Here is a 20990-nt window from a genome sequence, read left to right as displayed (position 1 = left end):
TTTCTAATACCCGTAAAACGGTAGATATTAACTTATAGCTAAACTGACATATCCTTCGTAGAGGCGCACTTTTGTACATCCCTACCGCTTATGGTATCAAAATAATAATTTCTATAATACTTTAATTCTAGTTAAATATACCTTTATAATCCCTGCAATACTCCCGTTACGAACCATTTAATATTTTTCAAAATCAGTCCGATGGGTTAAGAACGACGATTATTTCTGCTAGTCTGATTCCCAGAGGTTTCCAGTGGGGATTGCTGGAAGAAAAAGTACTATCCCCAGAAACAGCTTGATAATCATTGGCGAACTTTTCGTAAGCATTAGGAGCAGCATCTACTCGCAAGATGACTTTACCCTGATATCGAGCTAATTTACTACTATCCAACAAAATAGTACCGCCGTAGTCCCATCCTAATCCATAGAGTTTAAAGTTACCTAACTTCTTGCGTAACTCACTTAAGGGAGTTCCAACACCGATACCTTCGCGGGTTTTCCAAGCTGAACCCAGGTTACGCACGTCTAGAGGTTTAGTACGAGTATTATCACTCCAAACTACTAGCAGCGTAGATGCGGAGCAGCTTCTTGTTAGACATCGCCCCTGATTTAGATTTACCTGCGTAGCGGCAAAACTACCTATTCCTTCAGCGCCAGAAATGGTTTTATCAACGAGATTGGATGCACCAAACAGTTTCACCAAATCTTGCTTGGTGGTTGTGCGTGTTATCGGCCCAACTCTTTCCCCAGGAACGATTAAGGTGTCTTTTAACGATTGCGATTTAGCAACAGTAATTGGATTATTTATTTTCTGAGGAAGTGCAAAGGCTGGATTTTCTGAATAATTTAGTAGTAAAGCTAACGCAGCCCTAACGATTCCTTTAATAGATGGGTTCACAATGTACCTCTGCGGGAATCTGATTTGAGAGTGTTCAATATATTCAATTATTGCTTTTTAGTTTTAACTGTTACGCCGTAAGTCCCCCACTGAATTCTGTACTCGGAATCAGTGGCGGGATATAAGGCGGTAGATAAGGATTACATCTAATATAACTTTTTGCACAGCAAAGACAAATATTAGATGTATGACAAATCAACAATTATTTTATTTTTATCAAAAAATACATATCATGATAAGATAGGTAGACCAGGGAGGTGATGTTAAGTGTTGCACAAAGTTGTACAAGTTCGTTTATATCCAACAAAAGAGCAGCAAATCCAATTAGCTCAAGCTTTTGGTTGCGCTCGTTGGTGGTGGAATTATGCCCTAAATAAGTCAATTGAGACTTATAAAGAAACAGGGAAAGGACTTACCCGTGCAGCGCTCAACGCACTTCTTCCAGCACTCAAAAAATCTGTTGATACGATTTGGTTAGCTGATTGTTATAGCCAAGTTTTACAGGCGACAACGCTGAATCTAACAACGGCATACAAAAACTTTTTTGAGCAGCGTGCTGGTTTCCCTAAGTTCAAATCCAGGCATGGTAAACAGTCTGTTCAATATCCTCAAAATGTAAAAGTTGTAGAAGGCAATCTCAAGCTCCCAGGTAATATTGGGATAATCAAAGCCAAAATACACAGAGTGATTGAGGGGAAGATCAAGACTGTTACTGTATGTAAAACTCCATCAGACAAATATCTTGCATCCATACTGACTGAAACTGTTCGCGTAGTGGCGACCACAGGAGAGGGTGAAAATCCAATTATTTCAGAAGGTAAAATTTACGGGATTGACTTAGGGTTAAAACACTTTGCTGTCGTCAGTGACGGTGTTCATGTTTCCAAATACGATAATCCTAAACATCTTGCCAAACATGAGAAAAACCTCAAGCATAAACAAAAGAAATTAGCACGTAAAGTAAAGGGAAGTAATTCAAAAAATACATATAGAAAAGTTGTTGCCAAGGTGTACGAACGGGTTAGTAACTCAAGGCAAGATTTTCTGCATAAACTTAGCTACAAGTTAGTCAGCGATAGCCAAGCTGTCATAGTAGAAAATCTTCATGTATTAGGCATGGTTCGTAATCATAAATTGGCGAAATCAATATCTGATGCAGGATGGGGAACATTCACCAACTTTTTAGTCTATAAGCTAGAACGCAGAGGTGGAAAGTTAGTTGAGATTGATAGGTGGTTCCCCAGTTCTAAACTCTGTTCTAATTGTTTTTATCAAATCGGTGAGTTGGCGTTGGATGTCCGCCAGTGGACTTGTCCTCATTGCAATACTCATCATGATCGTGATGGAAATGCCGCAATGAACATTAGAGCAGAGGGTATCAGAATGATAAAGGCGGAAGGTTCAGCCGTCTCTGCTGTAGGAGGGGAGGTAAGTCCTAAACTTGGGCGAAAGTCTAAGTTTAGGCATTCCCCCGTGATTACAGAAGCCCAAACTGTACTTGGTACTCCAAGTCAGTGTGGGTAGTTCACCTTCTACAATTTCCCAATTACAGATTCCCGATTTCCCATAAATTTTATTTCATCGCCCTAGTTGCATTTAAAATTGCCAGCAATGCTACTCCGACATCAGCAAAAACAGCTTCCCACATTGTCGCTATGCCTAAAATACCCAATCCAATAAATACACCTTTAATTGCTAAAGCAAAACTGATATTTTGCCAAACAATTTTGCGGGTTTTCCTGGCGATTTGGATTGCTTCTGCTACTTTTGATGGCGCATCTGTCATGATCACAATATCGGCAGTTTCGATCGCTGCATCTGAGCCTAAGCCGCCCATTGCCATACCAACATCTGCTCTAGCAATCACTGGCGCATCATTAATGCCATCCCCAACAAAGGCAACTTTACCATGCTTGCCGGCGGTGCTGAGTAATTTTTCAATGGCATTGACTTTTTCTTCTGGTAATAACTCGGCTTCATAAGCATCTATGCCTAGCTGTTGAGCAATCTGGGATGCGATCGCTTGATTATCTCCTGTCAACATTACTGTTCTCTCTACACCCATTCGCTTGAGCGCTTGAATAGCCTGTCTCGCATCCTCTTTCAGTTCATCAGCAATGATAATATACCCAGCATAAATATTGTCCACTGCTAGATGAATAACCGTTCCCTCTAACTGGCAATTATCATGAGCAATATTCTCTCTGTGGAGTAAGCGATCGCTACCTGCTATTACTACCCTATTTTCAACCTTGGCTCTAATTCCATAGCCTGCAATCTCTTCATAATCTCTCACCTCAAAATCATCAATCTTTCCACCATAAGCCTTAAGGATAGATTGAGCGATAGGATGATTTGAGTGCGATTCTACTTTAGCAGCTAATTGCAGTAATTCTGCTTCATTGTAGCCATTTTGTGGAACTATATTAACTACTTTAAATACCCCTTGAGTTAATGTTCCAGTTTTATCAAACACAACTGTATTGACTGCATTTAGAGTATCTAAAAAAGTAGAGCCTTTGACTAAAATACCACGTTTAGCTGCACCTCCCACACCTCCAAAGTAACCTAACGGAATACTGATAACTAGTCCACACGGACAAGAGATAACTAGTAAAATTAGGGCACGATAAACCCATTCTGAAGGATTTGCACCAGAAATGAATAAAGGCGGTAATATTGCAACTGCTAGAGATGTAAAAACTACTATTGGCGTGTAATATCGGGCAAATTTAGTAATAAATTTTTCTGTTTCTGCTTTTTTACTTTTGGCATTTTGCACCAAGTCTAAAATTTTGGCAATGGAAGAATCATCAAATAGTTTTTTGACTCTAATGGTAAGAACACCCATTTTATTGATCATTCCAGCCAGAACTGTCTCACCCAGCCTCACTGTTCGCGGTACAGATTCTCCAGTTAAGGCAGATGTGTCAACTTGCGAATTCCCATCGATAACTTCACCATCTAAGGGAATCTTTTCTCCAGGTTTGACGACGATAATATCTCCAATATTTACTGTATTTGGGGATACTTTTTTTAATTCTCCCCCTATTTGGATATTTGCATAGTCTGGCCGGACTTCTAATAAAGCTTTGATCGAACTGCGAGAACGACTAACGGCAACATCTTGGAACAATTCGCCAATTTTATAAAATAGCATGACTCCGACAGCTTCAGGCAATTTATGAATTGCGATCGCGCCGAGTGTCGCTACTGTCATTAAAAAAGTTTCATCAAATACTCTCCCTTTGAGTATATTACGCCCAGCAGTTTTTAAAACACTCCATCCACTTAATAAATAGGCAGGGATGAAAAGCAGATATTCACCTATTGAGTAGAATGTATTGTGCAATTGATTTTCAAAAATTACACCAGGTGCATATAAACTTAAAATCGCTACCAGAGGTAATACCTCATTTTTTAAATTGAATTCTCCACCATGATCGTGATTATGATCATGGTTATGATTCTCATCATGAGTGTGATTATGATTCTCGTGATCTTCATGTTCACCGTTGCAACAAGCTGAAGATTCTGAATGTACTTTTTGCTTCATATTTTGTGTTGAGGCTAGTAAATTACTTTGTATATTAGCCTTTTTTCAAATATAATGAAAAAAAGAGTTTTTCACAAGTTAAACATTTAAGAATGAGAATCTATATCAGATTTATTATTAAATACTCATGCTATTTTTTTGGTTTAAATGAATGTTTTAATCTTGTAAATATAGCGATAGTGGTTATCGATTTTATTGAATAATCTAAAATATAACTTTTGTTCGTAGTGAGCGATTTATCGGTTGCATAAGATTTCATCGGTCTTTAAGCGCACACTTAAAGCCTATTTGATTGCTTAATGATCCTGTGAAAATAACTTTGTGATAGAACTGAGTAGATATGGAACTTTCTTGGATAGCAAGTGTCATATAGGATTACTATTTGATTTTTGAAAAAATATGTAGGGTGTGTTAGCGACAGCGTAACGCACCAAACCCGCGATAATTGTGCGTTACGAACTGCGTTCTAACACACCCTACAATACCTAATTTTGTTCAGAAATCAAATATGAGTCCTATAGCTAGCTATTCTTAGGGAAAACTCACTTGAAGTTTGAAAGTTAATCGAATACCCTAAGCTAGTAGACAATTTTTTCAAGGAAATTTATGAACCAAAAAATTCTTCTGAATTTGCTTTCCACTTCCTCAATCTTTGTATCGATGATGTCTACGTTAGTGACATTTCATCCTGCCCATGCTAGTGGCAGTATTACACAGCGATTGATGCACACACAAGACGGTCGTACCTGTATCACTAACCCACATGGTGGAAACAATTTTGTGTGCATTCGAGATTCAGAGAGAAAGAAACCGTATACTTCATCTGCACGTTCTGCAACTATTGTTACATCTGTATCAGATCAAAATGTTGCAATGTTGAACTTTACTGACGAAGAAAGTGATGCTGCAATTAAGACATTTGGCTGCGACTGTCCATTGTGCGTAAATTCTTTGCGTCAGCTGCGTGGTACTGGAAACTTGGTGTACTAAGAGTGATTACAACTTCTCTTAAGTACATGTGATTAATTACGTAGAGAAGATATACGAAGCCAAAAAAGCATTTTTAACTAAGTACCACTACTATTAAATTTAAATTCATTTTTGTGGCAGTTTGTAGGGGTAATTCATGAATTGCCCCTACAGCATTTAGTTTTTCGTAAGTCCTGAAAAGAAAAAAAGCAAAGAAATTATCAAATATTCTCTGTGCCTAAAAGTGTCCTGTTTATTCAACCACCTCATTCACAGGGAATCTATCAATCAACTGCATTGCCCGATGTGCATTACGCTGGAAAGAGTCTGGTAAATGGGGAACGTGGGGTATTTGTGATAATAAATCCAACGTCCGCCGGAGAATTCTCACCACATCACCTTCATCCAAGGTTGTGTTTTCACAGAGTTCTGTCCATTCCATACCTAGCGCCCATTGTTCTACTATGGCAATTAACTCAAATTCCAACCATATAGGCAGCGCCACATTATACCGCCGTTGTAGTTGGAACATTTGCCGACGAATTCCCCGTAATTTTGCTAAGGCTTCTGCCACCTCATTACTAAGCTCAAAGTTAACCTTGCTATCTGGACGGGGTGTTTCCATCACCAAACCGGCGGCTGCGGCGGCTAAATGGTGGGGATCTAAATTGTCTAATTCACCACTAGCGAATACTAAACCCAACCACAATTCATTCTCACCCCGAATGGCGGCAGCAATTCGTCCTAATACTGTGGGTACTAAGTTATCCAAGCCGCCAAAGTGTTGCAGAATTAAGATTAAGTTGAGAAATTCTTCCCAATGACGTTGTGAATGTTGCTCTACTTGCCCTTGCAGCTGTTCGAGTTCGGCTTCTAGTTCGACATATTTGGCGCGACGCTTGAAAAGTGTGGCAGCATTGCCTGATTGATGTAGGGGATGAGCTTCTAATTGCTCTTGGACGGCAGCAGTGCGACTGAGTTGTTCTGCTACTTCTGGTGCCAGATGCAAAGATTCTATCGGATTGGGAATACGCACTGCGATCGCAAAGCTTTCTTCGTTACCACGGCGTGATTGTCCTGGTTTCAATGGCATTTCTGGCGGTGGTAGTAAATCCGGTGAAACCTCAATGCGCGGCAATTCGGCATATAAATCGACTACATCCCCTGTGGTTGCCACATACCAGCGATTATCATGCCCTAAGCATACCAAGTAAGGAGCTTGACCAGAACCAGGCGATTTTCCCACTAACACTGCGGTTATGGGTGAAGACACTGTGATATTTTTGCCTTTGAGACTCAACAGAGTTCCTGACACTGCAAAGTCCAGCATCATCCCCAATCCTTCTTGTCTGTCTTCTTGCGCTTGCTCTTGCAGAGTTTTCAATATCTGGCGTTCGACTTTCAGGCGTTGCCGTAATTTTTCATAAATAGCCAGTTCATTTTCATCAACTGCGGCAATTTGCTCGTGTAGTTGAGCTAATTGTTTTTCTAGTTCGGCAATCTCATCGTATTCTGGCCTTAAATGCAAGGTGGCCATGTACTGCCCAAAACTGCGCTCTATCAGTTCCCTGGTTTGGTCTAGGGTGTGGGTTTGCAGCAAGTTGAGTACCATGCCATAACTTGGCGTAAACTGGCTTACGAGGGGGTCTGGCTTGGATGTTCCCAAGTATGCTGCTTCTTTAGCTCCTTCAAAGGGAGTTTGGACTGTCACTACATAACCTTGTTTATCCATCCCCCGGCGGCCTGCTCGTCCCGCCATTTGCAAGAATTCGGAAGCATTTAACAGGCGGTGTCCGGTGTCAGTCCGCTTGGAAAGGGTAGAAATTACCGTTGTCCGGGCGGGCATATTAATCCCCGCGGCCAGCGTCTCAGTGGCGAATACTACTTTAATCAGCCCTTGCTGAAATAGTTCTTCTACCAGTGCTTTCCATGCAGGCAAAATTCCGGCGTGGTGGGCAGCAATTCCCCGGTATAGGGGTGCAATTTGTCCAGAACGCCCAGCTTCGGGATTGCGGGCTAAAAAGTCATCAATCTGTTCCCGTAAAATTTGGGATTCTTCACTATTTACTAGCCATAAATCACCCACTTCCGCCACCGCTTTATCACATCCCCGGCGGCTGAAGATGAAGTAAATTGCTGGTAGCATATCCCGTTGCTCTAACTGGCTCAAGGTATAAATTATGCCAGGAGCTTCCGGTCTACCACTTCTTCCTCTGTCCCTTTCTCCCCCTTTGCCCTTTTTTTTCTGAAGACGGGGGTTAATTTTGGTTTTGCTATCATTCAGCAGGGGAAATAACCCTTTAGGATTGCAAAAGTGAAATTCTAAGGGAACTGGGCGAAAATCGGAGTAAATTAGGTCGGTTGGGCCGTGAACGCGATTTAACCAATCGGTGAGTTGATCGCTATTGGCAACCGTTGCTGAGAGGGCTGCCAGTTGCACTTCACGAGGACAATAGATGATGGATTCTTCCCAAACTGTACCGCGCTGGCGATCGTTCATGTAGTGGCATTCATCAAGTATTACGGCTTCCACGTTTACTAATGAGATGCCGACTTGCCCGATGGGTGTGCCATAGAGCATATTTCGGAAAATTTCTGTAGTCATCACCAAAATCGGTGCATCCCTGTGAATGGAGGCATCTCCAGTTAACAGTCCGACTTGATCAAACCCAAATTTTTCTCGAAAGTCACGTAATTTTTGATTTGACAGCGCCTTTAGGGGAGTAGTATAAAATACACGTTTCCCCCGCGACAGGGCGCGATAAATGGCATATTCTCCAACTAATGTTTTGCCCGAACCTGTGGGCGCACACACGACTACTGAGCGTCCGGCGTTTAGGGACGCGATCGCTTCTTTTTGAAACTGATCCAGATCGAAGGGAAATATAGTCCCTAAGTCAAGTTCTGGAGACGGCGCAGGATAATTCACTCAATCACATTTGCAACCAGATTGTTTACTATACTAACGAGTCTTTTGTCAACTTCGTTAGATATTGGGAATTGGGCATTGGGCATTGGGCATTGGGCATTGGGCACTTGTACTGACCGAACGCGAACAGCGTCTCGTAGACAAGCCGTTGACGCAGCCTTTGGTAGAGAAGTATTGGTTATTTCTCCATTATCTTACCCATGCCTCATGCCCCATGCCCTATTCCCAATTTTATTTTCCCAGTTCTTGCGATCGCTCTGTGGCAGCTTTTACTGCTTCAATTAAAGCTGAACGAAATCCTGCTTGTTCTAGTTTGGCAATTCCCGCAATGGTTGTACCACCCGGACTGGTAACGCGATCTTTAAGTTCTGCTGGGTGCATTTTGGTTTCATGCAACAGTTTCGCTGTTCCTAGTACGGTTTGCAAGGCTAGTTGATTGGCAATTGCTCTAGGTAAACCTGCGGATACTCCACCATCAGCAAGTGATTCTACTAACACTGCCACGTAAGCTGGCCCGCTACCAGATAGCCCTGTGACTGCATCCATTAGCCCTTCTGAGACTTCCACAACTTCGCCCACAGCAGAAAAAACTTGCTGTGCTATTTGGTGATGCTTGGCATTGGTATATGCACCTGAACAAATGGCCGTAATTCCTGCTCCCACAGTGGCTGGGGTGTTGGGCATTGCTCTGATAACTGGCAATTGCACAAATGCAGCTTCTAGCTGACTTAAAGGCACACCCGCTAATATGGAAATAATCAGGGGAGAGTTTTCTCTATTAATAATATCAATATGTGCTAATTCTTGAGCGATCGCACTGAACACCTGCGGTTTCACTGCCAAAAACACAACTTCTTTGGCTTGGGTGAAAACCTCACTATTATCTGTCGTCACTGCAACATCGTATTGCTGCTTCAAAAAATCTAGGCGTGAAGGTAGCGGTTCGCTAACGATGACTTCTGATGATTGATAAATTCCACGTGCAATAAGGCGGGATAAGAGCGCTTCTCCCATTACCCCACCACCAATTAAACCAAATTTTATAGTCATTCTTTCCATAGTCAAGAGTTAAGGGTCAAGAGTCAATATTTGAACTTTAGACTCTTGACCCTTGACTCTTGACTTTTAATTAATTTAACTTTATTGTGCCATCCGGTTAGTTTCGTTGCCCCAGGTTTGATTAGGAGAACCTGTAGGACGAGCGGGGCGTGATGGCGGTTGGGGTACTTCATGAAGAACGCCACCTTGGGTACTAACTTGGACACAGCTTGGTGTAAACAAGAAGATGCTCTCACCGATACGCTCTTGATGTCCATCTAGTGCGTAAGTACCACCTGCAACAAAATCTACTGCTCGTTGAGCTTGGTCTGGATCCATGATTGTCAGATTTAATACAACTGACTTCCGTTCTCGCAACGCTTGAATTGCCTGGGGCATTTCTTCAAAGGTGCGTGGTTCGAGGACTAAAACTTCCGAAATTCCGTTAATTGCTCCTGGCATACCAATCACATTCCCCATTGGCTTTGAACCTGCTGCGATATCATCTCCCATTGTAGGCACTGGTTCCCGCCAACGTCGATTTTGAGCGGTTGCGCTCTCTTGCGGTGCTGGGGGTTGAGGATTTTCTTGCTGATACAGATTTTGGTAATTATTATTATCTGTTTCTGGTTCTTCTTCGTAATACTCGTATTCCACTTGCTCATTTAGACCTACAAAGTCTCTGAGTTTGGAAAAGATGTTGTTCATTGTCTGTGTACTCTCCTGGTGCGAATAGCCTGTTTGACTTGGGCAATGGATTTATTTAGATAGGAGCGGATCGCTACATCGGTGGATATTTCAGCAAGTATATTGCTATTGGTAGCTCATACTACAGGTTTTGGCGATGAACTGACACTTATTGGAAAGGTCTGTGCATCGCCTAAACATAATAATGAGTCAAGATTATATCCTAAGGTTTGTCCGAAGGAAAGCTCTTTTTACCCCATTTTCCCTTGGCGATTACTCTTGTCAATACTATATCCTTTGTTTCTAATTGCACCAGTCTGTTACAAAATTCTTGTCATCAAATCCGGATCTCTATTAATGCTATCTTGCAAGGCTAATGTTCAAAGGCTAAGAGCGATCGCCAAACAATATTGTTCCTAATCGTACCATTGTTGCGCCTGCTTGCACTGCTAGTTCGTAGTCGCCTGACATACCCATAGATAGGTGCTGCATTTTAATGTGTGAGCAGTTTTGCTCCTGGATTTTTTTTGCTAGCTCACGATTGAGATTAAACACATTCAAAATTTCCGAATCATTTAATCCTGAAGGCGGAATTGTCATCAAACCTTGAATTTGTAAACTTTTGTATTGATCTAGTGTGGGTAAATCAGCCAAAAGTTCTGACACACTCCAACCAGACTTGTTGGCATCGGGAAGAATTTTCACTTGCAGGCAAACCTGGGGACTCACTCCTAGTTGTTGGGCTAATTGATCTAAGCGCTGTGCCAGCTTCAAATTATCCACGGAGTGAATCCAAGGGAAGTGTTCGAGGGCTTTTTTGGCTTTATTGCTTTGTAAATGTCCAATAAAGTGCCAGGTAATATCCGGTAAGTCTTGCAACTCGGCTTGTTTGCTGGCAGCTTCTTGGATGCGACTCTCCGCAAAATCACGAATTCCTGCGGCATAAGCAGACCGAATGGCCTCGGCAGGAACTTGTTTACTCACAGCAATCAATTTGACTGAAGTAGGCAGGGAGGAACGAATGGAAACAATACGTTCAGAAATCGAACTACTCATTGGAAGGTGCGTTGGAAAACACTCTGAAGCTGATCGTACTCCTGAGAATGTCCACTGCGCCGCAGGGTACGTAAGCGATTTTCCAACATCATTCTTGCCTCAGTCCGTCCTAAAGACTGGAATTTAACACCTTTAACGTCATTTGCGACCAAAAAAAACAGGCGCTGGGCATAAAGTGTGGTGAACAAATCCTGGTTATCATCAACCATACAGATTTTGTAAAGTAAACCCCAAGTTGGATGGTTTATGTAAGTTTCTGCGTTTTCTGGATTCATTTAAGAGTCAAGGTGTAGTCAAGGTGGGAGTATATATATCTTTTCGCAGTGAATTCCAAACATTCAGACGATAATACCAACATTCGTCAAAATATTTGCTTAAAATGCAAAACTGCGGTTACGAAGACCTCGATCTAGTTTCTAATCTGGCAGATGAAGCTAGTGGTAGTGAAGCGAAATGGTACAACAGAAGCCGCAAAGTGTAGATTTAGAGAGTAGAGGCTGTTGATAAACATCACCATCTGCTTTGGTGACTTCAATTTACCAATCTGTAGGGACAAGGTAGTAGACAGTCCCGATCCTTTTGTTAAAAGTTCGGCGATAGCAAGGGAAAACACCCTTTGAAGTTCCCAATGGCAACAGCGAACTTTTCAACTTCTTTCCATACTGCCACAACTGCGGCTAAATGGCACAAAATTGGTATTGGGAATTGGGCATTGGGCATTGGGCATTGGGAATTGGGAATTGGGCATTGAGAATTGGGCATTGGGCATTGGGTAGAAGGAAAAGACCTGAGAAACTTCTCCTCTCCTCTGCCTTTCTATTCCTTTATTCCATCATCTTCCTATTTCCGCCCCATGCCCCATGCCCCATGCCCAATTCCCTATTGATTATTCAGCATTTTCAGGGCTGCCAATTGTGCTTGAGCTTTGTGCAGAGATTCATACCATTCTTTCTCAGGATCGCTGTCTGCAACAATTCCCGCGCCAACTTGTCCCCAGACGGTGTTAAGTGTTGAGTACCCAGCAGGGGATTCTTCTCGTGCTTCACCAGACGCGGGAGCTAGTAGTAGAGTGCGGATTAAGATATTTAAATCTAAATGACCACGCCAATCTAAATAGCCACAGGAACCGTAGAATAAGCTGCGCCGCACGGGTTCTAATTCTTCAATAATTTCCATACAACGAACTTTAGGACAGCCCGTAATTGTACCACCTGGGAACATGGCACGAATCAAATCAATGGCTGTGCGTTCGGCTTCGCCGTGCCGTAGGCATTCGCCTTTTAAAGTACCTTTGATGTTGCTGACAAGATGCATCACATGGCTATATCGCTCAATTGTTAGCAATTCATCAACAGTAACCGTTCCCCATTCACAAACTCGCCCTAAATCATTGCGTTCTAAGTCCACTAGCATGATGTGTTCTGCACGTTCTTTGGTGCTGCTGAGTAAATCTTGTGTCAGTTGCATATCTTGTTCTAGTGTGACACCACGCGATCGCGTCCCAGCGATCGGTCTAGTTTCAGCTTGCCGATTTTGCACCATTACCAATCGTTCCGGCGAACAACTCATTACTTCTCCCCAAGGCGTTTGCCAATAACTGGCAAAAGGTGAAGGATTGATTTTGTGTAAGGCTTGGTAAATTTCCCAACCAGAAGCCGATGTAGACGCTTGAAATCGCAATGAAAGATTTGCTTGAAAGATATCTCCAGCTTGAATATATTTTTTCACCTGGTTTACGGCTGTTTCATAATCTGCCTGCGATGTCAAAAACAAAAGAGGCGATGGGGCATTGGACATGGGGCATTGGGCATTGGTTATCTTGCCTATTTCCCCATCTCCTTCATCGCTTCGTCTTTTTTCCAATTTTTTCTCTAACCGATCGAGTCCACTTGCATGACTGGCGGCTAGCCAAAGAATTTGTTGCGCGTGATCCAAAACGGCAAAACAATCTGGCTCATACCAAAAAGCTATAGGAAATGGTAAGGGATCAATTTTCTGATGGGGTAAGTGTTCAATTTCCCATGCCACATCGTAACCTAGCCAACCTAACCAACCGCCGGTGAAGGGCAGGGCATTGGGGCATTGGTTATCTTCCTTCTCCCCCTCACCTCTCTCTAACCCTTGCTGTGACAACTTTTCTAGGAAGGGAAAAACCTTTCCTACTTCTGGTGTCCACATCTGGGGGATGCCATCAACTAGACGAGGAGCGCCTGCACAGATAGAATATCGGTTGAGTTGGGGATGATCGATTGGCGTTGGGTAGGGACTTTCTAGTAGGGTTGCAATTCCCGGTGCAGATGTGGGGCGAAAAAGAGCAGCAAAAATTTCAGAACCTGTGCGCTTTTCTAAGGGTAGCGATCGCCAATACCAAGCCTTGATCATACTGTTTCTAGGCGTTGTCAATAGTTAGTTAACAGTTTTCAGCAGTGAGTACAAATAACTACAACTACTGACAATTACCTCTATACCATTTTCTTGGTGCAAAATTAAACTTCAGTTCCTATAGCTATGCGTATTCCCCAGAATACAATTAAACTGGCAATAGCAAGCCAGTCACGCCCTTTGAATCGTAAGTCGTGCCACTGCACTCTATGCTCATTGGGACTGGTAAAACCCCGAACCATCATTGCATTGGCCATTTGATCGGCTCGTAAGAGCAGATTTTCTAAAAGTCTTTCTGCCACTGTCATCCACAATTTGAACCCTCCTTTTAATCCCAGCTTTTTCCAGTTAATTGCTCTCGTCATCACGGAGCGAAATAAGTTTTGCACTTCTTCTAAAACCAGGGGAATAAAGCGCAAGGATAAGGTTAAAGTTAAAGCAATTTCTGTGACAGGCAACTTGAAGCGTCGCAAGGGTTGCATGAGGCTTTCTATGCCAGATGTGATTTCTTCTGGTGCGGTTGTCAATAGATAGAGGTTGGTGCTGTAAATCACGGTAAATATCAGTGTACTCAGTCGTACTGCTAAATCTAAGGAGCGACGAGTTATTTTTACTGGGCCTTTGTGAAATAGCACATAGCTGTATTTTTTGCGATCGCTTACCTGCTCTGGAACAATATTATTGGAGTTTGCTTTCTGGGTTAATATTTGTTCATTGGCTGGTAAGCGTGGCTGATAATCTACACCCATTCCATCAGGGCTGATGGCTCCGATCGCTAAGACAAAAAACGATAGCATTAATAGCCAACCCATTTGTTGCTGCCATACTCGCCGGGGAATCCTGGCAATCAAGGTGGCAACAATCAATAGTACCACCAGCAGCACCCGCCAAATATTGTTAGCTAAAACATAACTTGTTAAAAAGCTCATCAACCAAGCGAATTTGACTCGCGGATCGATTTTATGCAGCCAAGTTTGGGGTTGTTCTAAATAAAGTCCAAGTGGCAGCGATCGCAATAAATCCATTTTAGATAGAGTTAGGAGTTAGGAGTGAGAGTTAGGAGTTTTGACTTTAACTCATAACTCCTATACAGACGCGATGAATCGCGTCTCCTAACTTATTTTGACGCGAGTTGCTCTATTAACGTTACCAATTTCGGCATCACGGACTTTTTTGCTACGCCAAAGTAAAATAATGGGCGTGCCTTTAAATCCTAGCTGTTGCCGGAATTGGCGTTCAATGTAGCGACGGTAGTTGTCGTTGAAGCGTTTGGAATCATTGACAAATAGTGCGATCGTTGGTGGTTGGCTACTTACTTGTGTACCATAATAAATTTTACCCTGACGACCACCACGGGATGCTGGCGGTGAATGCCAACTCACGGCATCTGTTAATACTTCGTTAATAACTGATGTGCTGACACGGCGTTTGTGTGATTCAGCCGCCGTTTTCACCAATTCGAGAATCTTTTCTACTCGTTGTCCTGACAAGGCACTTACAAAAATTGTTTCTGCCCATTCGGTAAAATGTAACCGTGATTGCAGAGTTTTTTCGTAGTCGTAGATTGTGTAGGAGTCTTTTTCGACAGCATCCCACTTATTAACGACGATGATGCAAGCTCGACCTTCTTCGATAATCCGCCCAGCTAATTTTTGGTCTTGCTCAGTGACTCCATCTACAGCATCTATTACTAATAAAACCACGTCGGCGCGACGAATCGCTTTGAAAGCACGGTTAATACTAAAAAATTCTGTGCCGTATTCTATATGTTTCTTTTTGCGAATCCCGGCGGTGTCAATTAAGCGGTAGGTTTGCTCGTCTCGTTCAATGACGGTATCAATAGCATCGCGGGTTGTGCCGGAAATTGGGCTGACAATTGCTCTCTCTTCGCCAACAAAAGAGTTGAGTAAGCTTGATTTGCCTACATTCGGGCGGCCGACAATTGCCACTTTGATTTCATTAGTTTCGGGGATGTCTTCAATAGCAGGAATGTGATTAACTAACTCGTCGAGTAAGTCTCCTGTGCCACTACCATGAATTGCGGAGATGGGGTAAGGTTCGCCCAATCCCAATTCCCAAAACTCGGCAGCTTGCATTAAGCCTTGGTCTGGAGATTCACATTTATTTACAACTAGTAGCACAGGTACGCGTTGTTGGCGCATCCATTCGGCAATTTCTTGGTCTGCCGATGTGGGGCCTGTTTGACCATCTACGACAAAAATGGCGGCACAGGCTTCTGCAAGGGCTGTCATTGCCTGCTGGCGAATTAGTGGTAAAAATTCGGTATCATCATTAAAGACTAAACCACCAGTGTCTACAACTAAAAATTCACGACCGTTCCAGAAAGCTGGTAGGTAAGTGCGATCGCGCGTCACTCCCGGTTCATCATGGACAATCGCCGTTTGCTCCCCGGCGAGTCGATTAACCAGGGTGGATTTGCCCACATTTGGGCGTCCGATAATTGCAACAATTGGCAGTGCCATAAAACCAGGATGAGTGAGAGGTGTAGTATATCATGTACTTACATTTTACTCACTTTCAACTTGAAGTTTTAATAATTTCCCAACTTCGTATTATAGCGGTTCTCAGTTGAGTGAGATAGAAGAACCCCACCCCCAACCCCCTCCCCTCTCGAAGAGCGGGGGCTATGATGTCAGCAATACAAGGCTTAAATAAGGTGATGCTTGTTCACGATTCTTGCCCGATCGCGGCTAGTAGTCTGACTTCCGACTTCTACCAGATGGCTGGTGGAAGTCGGAAGTTGAAGTCAAAAGTTACTCGAACGTGCAGAGGCAAGACCAGCCTCCCGTGATCGCCCTGCTCCTAATTGAGGCTTATATCCTTCCTCAAAGAGGAAACGCTATAAGGAGTGTGCAGCCGCAAGTGTTCTTTACAGCGTAGGTAATTTTGCACGTATTTCGTCATGCCCCGTATTAGTTCCAGTTCTGGTAGTTCCCACCGTTACAGCCAAGCGCGTACACTTCTCCCTTGCCGTTGCTGTCCAGGCACTTTCCAGTGGACACGTTGACCAGGCGCTTGCCCTCTCTCTTCCAGTTCTGATAGTTCCCACCATTGCAGCCAAGTGCGTAGACTTTTCCCTCGGCATTGCTGTCCAGGCACTTTCCAGTGGAGACGTTGACCAGGCGCTTGCCCTCTCTCTTCCAGTTCTGATAGTTCCCGCCGTTGCAGCCAAGCGCGTACACCTCTCCGTTGCCGTTGCTGTCTAGGCAGAAACCGGTTGAGACGTTCATATATGTTTTGGTTGCTGCCGCATCCGCCGGCATCGACATCCCGATCATCATAAGCAGTCCGGCGGTGACAACGGCGGTTCCCTTGGTAACAGTGTGATTTAATTTACGCATGGTTGATTTTCCTTTAAAATACGATTGTGTAATTTCGGTTGAATTGTGTACTTTGTGCCGATAAAACAAAACTTTACAGCCTGTCTCATTTTCGGTGTAAAAAATGCCCGTTAAGTACTAGCGATCGCGTTCAAACCTCTTAAGTAGTAGAAGGATTATCTATAAAGTTCTACAAAGAATAAAAAGCTGATTTCGGATATTGATAAATTTTACGGAGAATCAACGATCGCTACCGCCCATAGCCTTGATATAAGCTGTGATTATCGCTAATCGGTTTTAAAAATCATCGGTTCTGATTTTGGAGGTTAAGATATGTGTCGTAGTCGTGCATCAATTAACTTCTAAGGCTCCCAAAGCTTTTAAAGTTGCTATTTCTGCTTCAGTCAACCCCATGACTTCAGTAATAATCATGCCTTCATAAGGGCGGGCTGGTCTTAAAGTTTGCTGACACTTCCCGGTAGCAAGATCCCAAAAGTTGATTGTTTCATCCTGGCTACCACTGAGGAGAGTTTGCTCGTCGTGGCTCAGACTCAGTGACCATATCCAATTTTGGTGATTCTCTAGTGTAGCAAGGCAGTCTCCAGTAGCTATATGCCAAATTTTGATGGTGCGATCGCTACTACCGCTAATCATCCGGCTACCATCGGCGGTGAAGAGAATACAGACAATTTGGCCAGTATGTCCTTGGAATATCCGGTAACAAGTTCCGGTGTGAATATCCCACAATTTCACTATCTGTTCATCACCACCAGTGGCAACATATTGATTATCTGGACTGACGGCAATTGCCCAAACACGGTTTGAATCTGCCTGCCAAGTATTCAGACAGATGCCTGTTTTAATATCCCACTGTTTAACTATCTTTTCATGGCCACTACTGAAGAGAGTTTTGCTGTCAGGACTAAAAGCGATCGCTAGCACAGATCCAGGATGCCCCTGTAATGTTTGCCAACATTCCCCAGAATGCACGTCCCAAATCTTGATTGTATGGTCATGGCTGGCACTAGCAAGTAATTTATTGTCTGGACTAAAAGCGATCGCCCAGACCCAACTGCCATGACCATATAAGGTTTTGAGGCATTGTCCTGTATAGGGACTCCAGAGTTTAATGGTGCGATCGGCGCTGCCACTAGCGAGAAATTGTCCGTTGGGACTAAAGGCAACACAGAAGACCCGATTGCTGTGTCCGTATAGTACACGAAAAGGTTGGAGGCCAAGCTTTAATTGTTGCGGGGCATTGAGGTTGACATCCCAGAGTTTGATTGTCTGGTCTTCATGTGCGCTAGCAAGAAGGTTTTGCTGGTAACTGTGGGTAATCCCATAAATCGCATTTCTGTGTCCTTGTATGGTTTTGGTACACTGTCCAGTCGAAACTTCCCAGAATCTCGCTGCATGGTCATCCCCACCGCTAGCGATCAAGCGTCCTTGGGGATGAAAAGCAATTGACCAAATCCGGTTTGTATGCTTTTTTAGGGTATCCAGACATTTTCCGGTATGTATATCCCAAATCTTCACAGTTTGGTCATAGCTGCTGCTTGCCGCTTTATCCTCTTTGGGGCTGAATGCTACTGATGTGACAAATCCTGTATGTCCTAGCAATGTCATCACACACATCCACACCCCAGTCCGCAGATCCCAAAGTTTCACCGTTTGATCGAAACTGCCACTAACTAACCTTTGCCCTTCTGGACTAAAAGCGATCGCTTTTACCCAATGCTGATGTCCTTTAAGGGTTTGTACGCAACATCCAGTTTCTAGATTCCACAATTTGATTGTGTTATCTTCACCAGCTGTCGCTAGGGTTTTTCCTGTGGGATGAAACGCGACACTCCACACACAACTGCCATGTTCCAGAGTTTGCACACATTCTGTTGTTGTCATATCCCAGAGTTTAACTGTGCGATCGTCGCTAGCACTGGCCAGAAATTGCCCATCTGGACTAAAAGCCAAGGCTATAACGATGCTGGTGTGTCCATGCAGCGTTTTCAGATATTTTCCTGTGGTAGTGTCCCAAAGTTTGATAGTGTGATCTTGACCGCAACTTGCTAAGACTGGATGCACAGGGCTAAAGGCAACACTCCACACCCAATTGTTGTGTTGTTTACAGCTAAAGAGTTGTTTTCCGTTGTTGGCATCCCAAATATAAATTTCACCGTTGGTATCACTGGTAGCAAGACAACACCCATCTGGACTAAAGACAACGCTAGTAATACCGCTAAAGGTTGCAGCAAATGCACAATCTCGAAATGTTGTCTGGGTAAAATTGACTTGATGTAGTTTGAGCGATGCCTGCGGCCGGCTGCGCCAACGCAAATCTGCTTGACGAATGTAGAGATCAGAAAAATCATACCCCGTCAAGTCGGTTTCCAATTGAGCCAACAAATTCAGCAGGTTGCCGCCAGCATACCCAAATTTATCTGGGCATGGGGCATGAATAATTCTTTCTTGCTCCTCTGCTTCTTTGTTGTTTCCGTTATTTTCATACCCTTGTGGGTGGAGTTTTTTATCTTGTAGTTTGTTAATCAATCTGCCCAGTTTATGCTCAAGCTGACGAGTAGAGCCAAGAATTACTTGCAGTTGCTCCAACATCGGCCGCACAATTAGGTGAATTTGACTATCGCGGATATAGTCTTTTGCCTGAGCTTTCATTAAGGCATGACTTAGCAGATATTGCGGTGATTCCGTGACAATTTCTTGACATACTTGCTCAATCAAGCAATCTGTAACGTATTCCATCACTACAGGTTGCTGTGTGAATCCCGCAGTATTGCTTTCAATCAAGCTACGCCAAGATAAAGACTCCAGAACTTGGATTAACTTAGATTTAGGAACTGTAGGTGTCAAATCTGTTTGCAATTCTGTCACCGTAACGCTTTCTCGATTAATTGCCAGCCAATACATGACTTGTTGCTCTAAGTCCGAGAGTCGTTGAAATTGTTGGTCGATGAGATTGCCAATACCATTAAAAATTGTTGTACCTTCGGCAAAAAAGCGAGAAATACTGCCTTGATATAAGTCCCGAATTGAAGTTGCAGCAATTTTCAAAGCTAGGGGATTACCACGATAACAGTCAATTAGCTGGCGGGTTTCGTTGTCTGTACTTAATAACCCTTTGAGTGAGAGAATTGTTTCTCCTGCTGCAACTTCCAATCCTGATAGAGCAAGGGTACGAACTGGCAAACCATCACCTTCCAATGCTGCAACTTGAGCAGGTTTTTCCCGACTGGTGAGCAGAACACAGCTTTGATGCCGAGTTTCTCCCAATCGCCACAAAAGTTCACCGTAGGATTCATAGCCTTCTCGGTAACAGCCTGTCTGCTTACCATGCTGCAACAGAGTATCAAAGTTATCTAGAATCAGTAAACAGCGAGATTTACGAAAGTACTCGATTAAACAGGTGATTTGCTCGTGAGGGTCAGCAGGCAATGCGATCGCTTGTTGATTGGAAAGAATTTTGATGCAGTCTGTTAGCTTGTCATGAAAAAAAGGTGCGTGCCGGAGCGATCGCCAAATTACATATTCAAATTCTGCCTGTAGCTGTTCTGCTAACTTCACCGAGAGCGCAGTCTTGCCCATGCCACCCATACCTAGCAGTGTGACTACACGAGTGCGTGAAGCGTTACTATCGCCGTTAGTCGAATCGCCCACAATCCATTTACTCAAAGTTTCTAATTCAGTTGTCCGTCCATAGAATTGGGAAACGTCGATCGCCTCTCCCCAATCGATGCGAGGCGTGAAAGTTGGGGAGACGTTTGCACCATTCTGCTGTGCGGTTCGGTTTAGGACTCCGTGCAGATTATTTTTGGTAACTTTTTCATTTAAAGCTTGAGATAGCGATCGCCATAGTTGCGAACCAACATCTTTGATATGACCAGGGTCATAAGTGACTTCTCGCGCCATATCTAGGTAAGTTTTACCTTCCCAGGCATAGCGAAATACAATCTCTTGCGCTCTCGTTAAGCGTCCCCGTTGCAATAATCGCTCAACGATTGCGATCGCTTCTTCAATCGTCATTTATTCCGTAGTAATACAAAATTACCTACAATATTCTCACAAACAACTTGATTTTTTCGCAAAAGTTTACGTAAATCTACCAAAAAGACCCGACTTTTC

The 20990-nt window shown here is 43.3% G+C and carries 17 protein-coding genes; 4 read left to right on the top strand and 13 right to left on the bottom strand.

Going from position 1 to position 20990, the window contains the following annotated elements; genetic code table 11:
* Positions 1-193: 193 nt before the first annotated feature.
* Positions 194-898, bottom strand: a complete 705-nt coding sequence (locus V7K98_RS09030; RefSeq protein WP_335020883.1) for a hypothetical protein — start codon at positions 896-898, stop codon at positions 194-196.
* A gap of 267 nt (positions 899-1165) precedes the next feature.
* Here V7K98_RS09030 and V7K98_RS09025 point away from each other — a divergent pair, with 267 nt between their 5' ends.
* Positions 1166-2422, top strand: a complete 1257-nt coding sequence (locus V7K98_RS09025) for an RNA-guided endonuclease InsQ/TnpB family protein (RefSeq protein ID WP_335020881.1) — start codon at positions 1166-1168, stop codon at positions 2420-2422.
* A 49-nt stretch (positions 2423-2471) separates the two neighbouring features.
* On the opposite strand, the gene V7K98_RS09020 is transcribed toward V7K98_RS09025, so the two are convergent.
* Positions 2472-4454 carry a heavy metal translocating P-type ATPase gene (locus tag V7K98_RS09020; RefSeq protein ID WP_335020878.1) on the bottom strand — a complete coding sequence of 661 codons (1983 nt, stop codon included), beginning with the start codon at positions 4452-4454 and terminating at the stop codon, positions 2472-2474.
* A 606-nt stretch (positions 4455-5060) separates the two neighbouring features.
* Here V7K98_RS09020 and V7K98_RS09015 point away from each other — a divergent pair.
* A complete protein-coding gene (locus V7K98_RS09015) occupies positions 5061-5444 on the top strand; it encodes a hypothetical protein (RefSeq protein WP_335020876.1) in 384 nt (127 codons plus the stop codon).
* Between the two features lie 232 nt (positions 5445-5676).
* Here the strand turns inward: V7K98_RS09015 and V7K98_RS09010 are convergent, their stop codons facing one another.
* Entirely contained in the window at positions 5677-8352 is a 2676-nt protein-coding gene (locus tag V7K98_RS09010; RefSeq protein ID WP_335020874.1) for a DEAD/DEAH box helicase, read from the bottom strand.
* A gap of 45 nt (positions 8353-8397) precedes the next feature.
* Between V7K98_RS09010 and V7K98_RS09005 the strand changes: the two genes are divergently transcribed.
* On the top strand, positions 8398-8637 hold the full coding sequence (locus tag V7K98_RS09005; protein WP_335020872.1) for a hypothetical protein: 240 nt from the start codon (positions 8398-8400) through the stop codon (positions 8635-8637).
* On the opposite strand, the gene proC is transcribed toward V7K98_RS09005, so the two are convergent.
* The 5 genes from proC to V7K98_RS08980 all read right to left on the bottom strand — a co-directional run bounded on the left by proC (position 8584) and on the right by V7K98_RS08980 (position 11895).
* Positions 8584-9402 (bottom strand): pyrroline-5-carboxylate reductase, encoded by an 819-nt coding sequence (gene proC, locus V7K98_RS09000; RefSeq protein WP_335020870.1) that lies wholly within the window; start codon positions 9400-9402, stop codon positions 8584-8586. The genes V7K98_RS09005 and proC overlap by 54 nt on opposite strands.
* Positions 9403-9492: 90 nt before the next feature.
* Complete coding sequence (locus tag V7K98_RS08995; RefSeq protein ID WP_335020868.1) at positions 9493-10098, bottom strand: cell division protein SepF; 606 nt, start codon at positions 10096-10098, stop codon at positions 9493-9495.
* 366 nt (positions 10099-10464) lie between these two features.
* Positions 10465-11133 carry a YggS family pyridoxal phosphate-dependent enzyme gene (locus V7K98_RS08990; protein ID WP_335020866.1) on the bottom strand — a complete coding sequence of 223 codons (669 nt, stop codon included), beginning with the start codon at positions 11131-11133 and terminating at the stop codon, positions 10465-10467.
* A complete protein-coding gene (gene pipX, locus V7K98_RS08985; RefSeq protein ID WP_335020864.1) occupies positions 11130-11408 on the bottom strand; it encodes a transcriptional coactivator PipX in 279 nt (92 codons plus the stop codon). The genes V7K98_RS08990 and pipX overlap by 4 nt, the downstream gene beginning before the upstream one ends.
* Before the next feature lie 307 nt (positions 11409-11715).
* Entirely contained in the window at positions 11716-11895 is a 180-nt protein-coding gene (locus tag V7K98_RS08980; RefSeq protein WP_335020862.1) for a hypothetical protein, read from the bottom strand.
* On the opposite strand from V7K98_RS08980, the gene V7K98_RS08975 reads away from it, so the two are divergent.
* Positions 11888-12019: a hypothetical protein gene (locus V7K98_RS08975; RefSeq protein ID WP_335020860.1), complete on the top strand. Its 132-nt coding sequence runs from the start codon at positions 11888-11890 to the stop codon at positions 12017-12019. The genes V7K98_RS08980 and V7K98_RS08975 overlap by 8 nt on opposite strands.
* On the opposite strand, the gene V7K98_RS08970 is transcribed toward V7K98_RS08975, so the two are convergent.
* From V7K98_RS08970 to V7K98_RS08950, 5 genes are all read right to left on the bottom strand, one after another.
* Positions 12013-13515: an anthranilate synthase component I gene (locus V7K98_RS08970; RefSeq protein WP_335020858.1), complete on the bottom strand. Its 1503-nt coding sequence runs from the start codon at positions 13513-13515 to the stop codon at positions 12013-12015. The two genes, V7K98_RS08975 and V7K98_RS08970, sit on opposite strands and share 7 nt — an antisense overlap.
* A 104-nt stretch (positions 13516-13619) precedes the next feature.
* Positions 13620-14540 (bottom strand): energy-coupling factor transporter transmembrane component T family protein, encoded by a 921-nt coding sequence (locus V7K98_RS08965; protein ID WP_335020856.1) that lies wholly within the window; start codon positions 14538-14540, stop codon positions 13620-13622.
* 87 nt (positions 14541-14627) lie between these two features.
* On the bottom strand, positions 14628-15998 hold the full coding sequence (der, locus tag V7K98_RS08960) for a ribosome biogenesis GTPase Der (protein ID WP_335020854.1): 1371 nt from the start codon (positions 15996-15998) through the stop codon (positions 14628-14630).
* Between the two features lie 450 nt (positions 15999-16448).
* Positions 16449-16877 carry an RICIN domain-containing protein gene (locus V7K98_RS08955; protein WP_335020852.1) on the bottom strand — a complete coding sequence of 143 codons (429 nt, stop codon included), beginning with the start codon at positions 16875-16877 and terminating at the stop codon, positions 16449-16451.
* 330 nt (positions 16878-17207) lie between these two features.
* Positions 17208-20891, bottom strand: coding sequence for a WD40 repeat domain-containing protein (locus tag V7K98_RS08950; protein WP_335020850.1), 3684 nt, complete (start codon positions 20889-20891; stop codon positions 17208-17210).
* Between the last annotated feature and the right edge of the window lie 99 nt (positions 20892-20990).

Source organism: Nostoc sp., assembly GCF_036917435.1.
Lineage (GTDB): Bacteria > Cyanobacteriota > Cyanobacteriia > Cyanobacteriales > Nostocaceae > Nostoc.
This window is presented reverse-complemented; position numbering and strand designations above follow the sequence as displayed.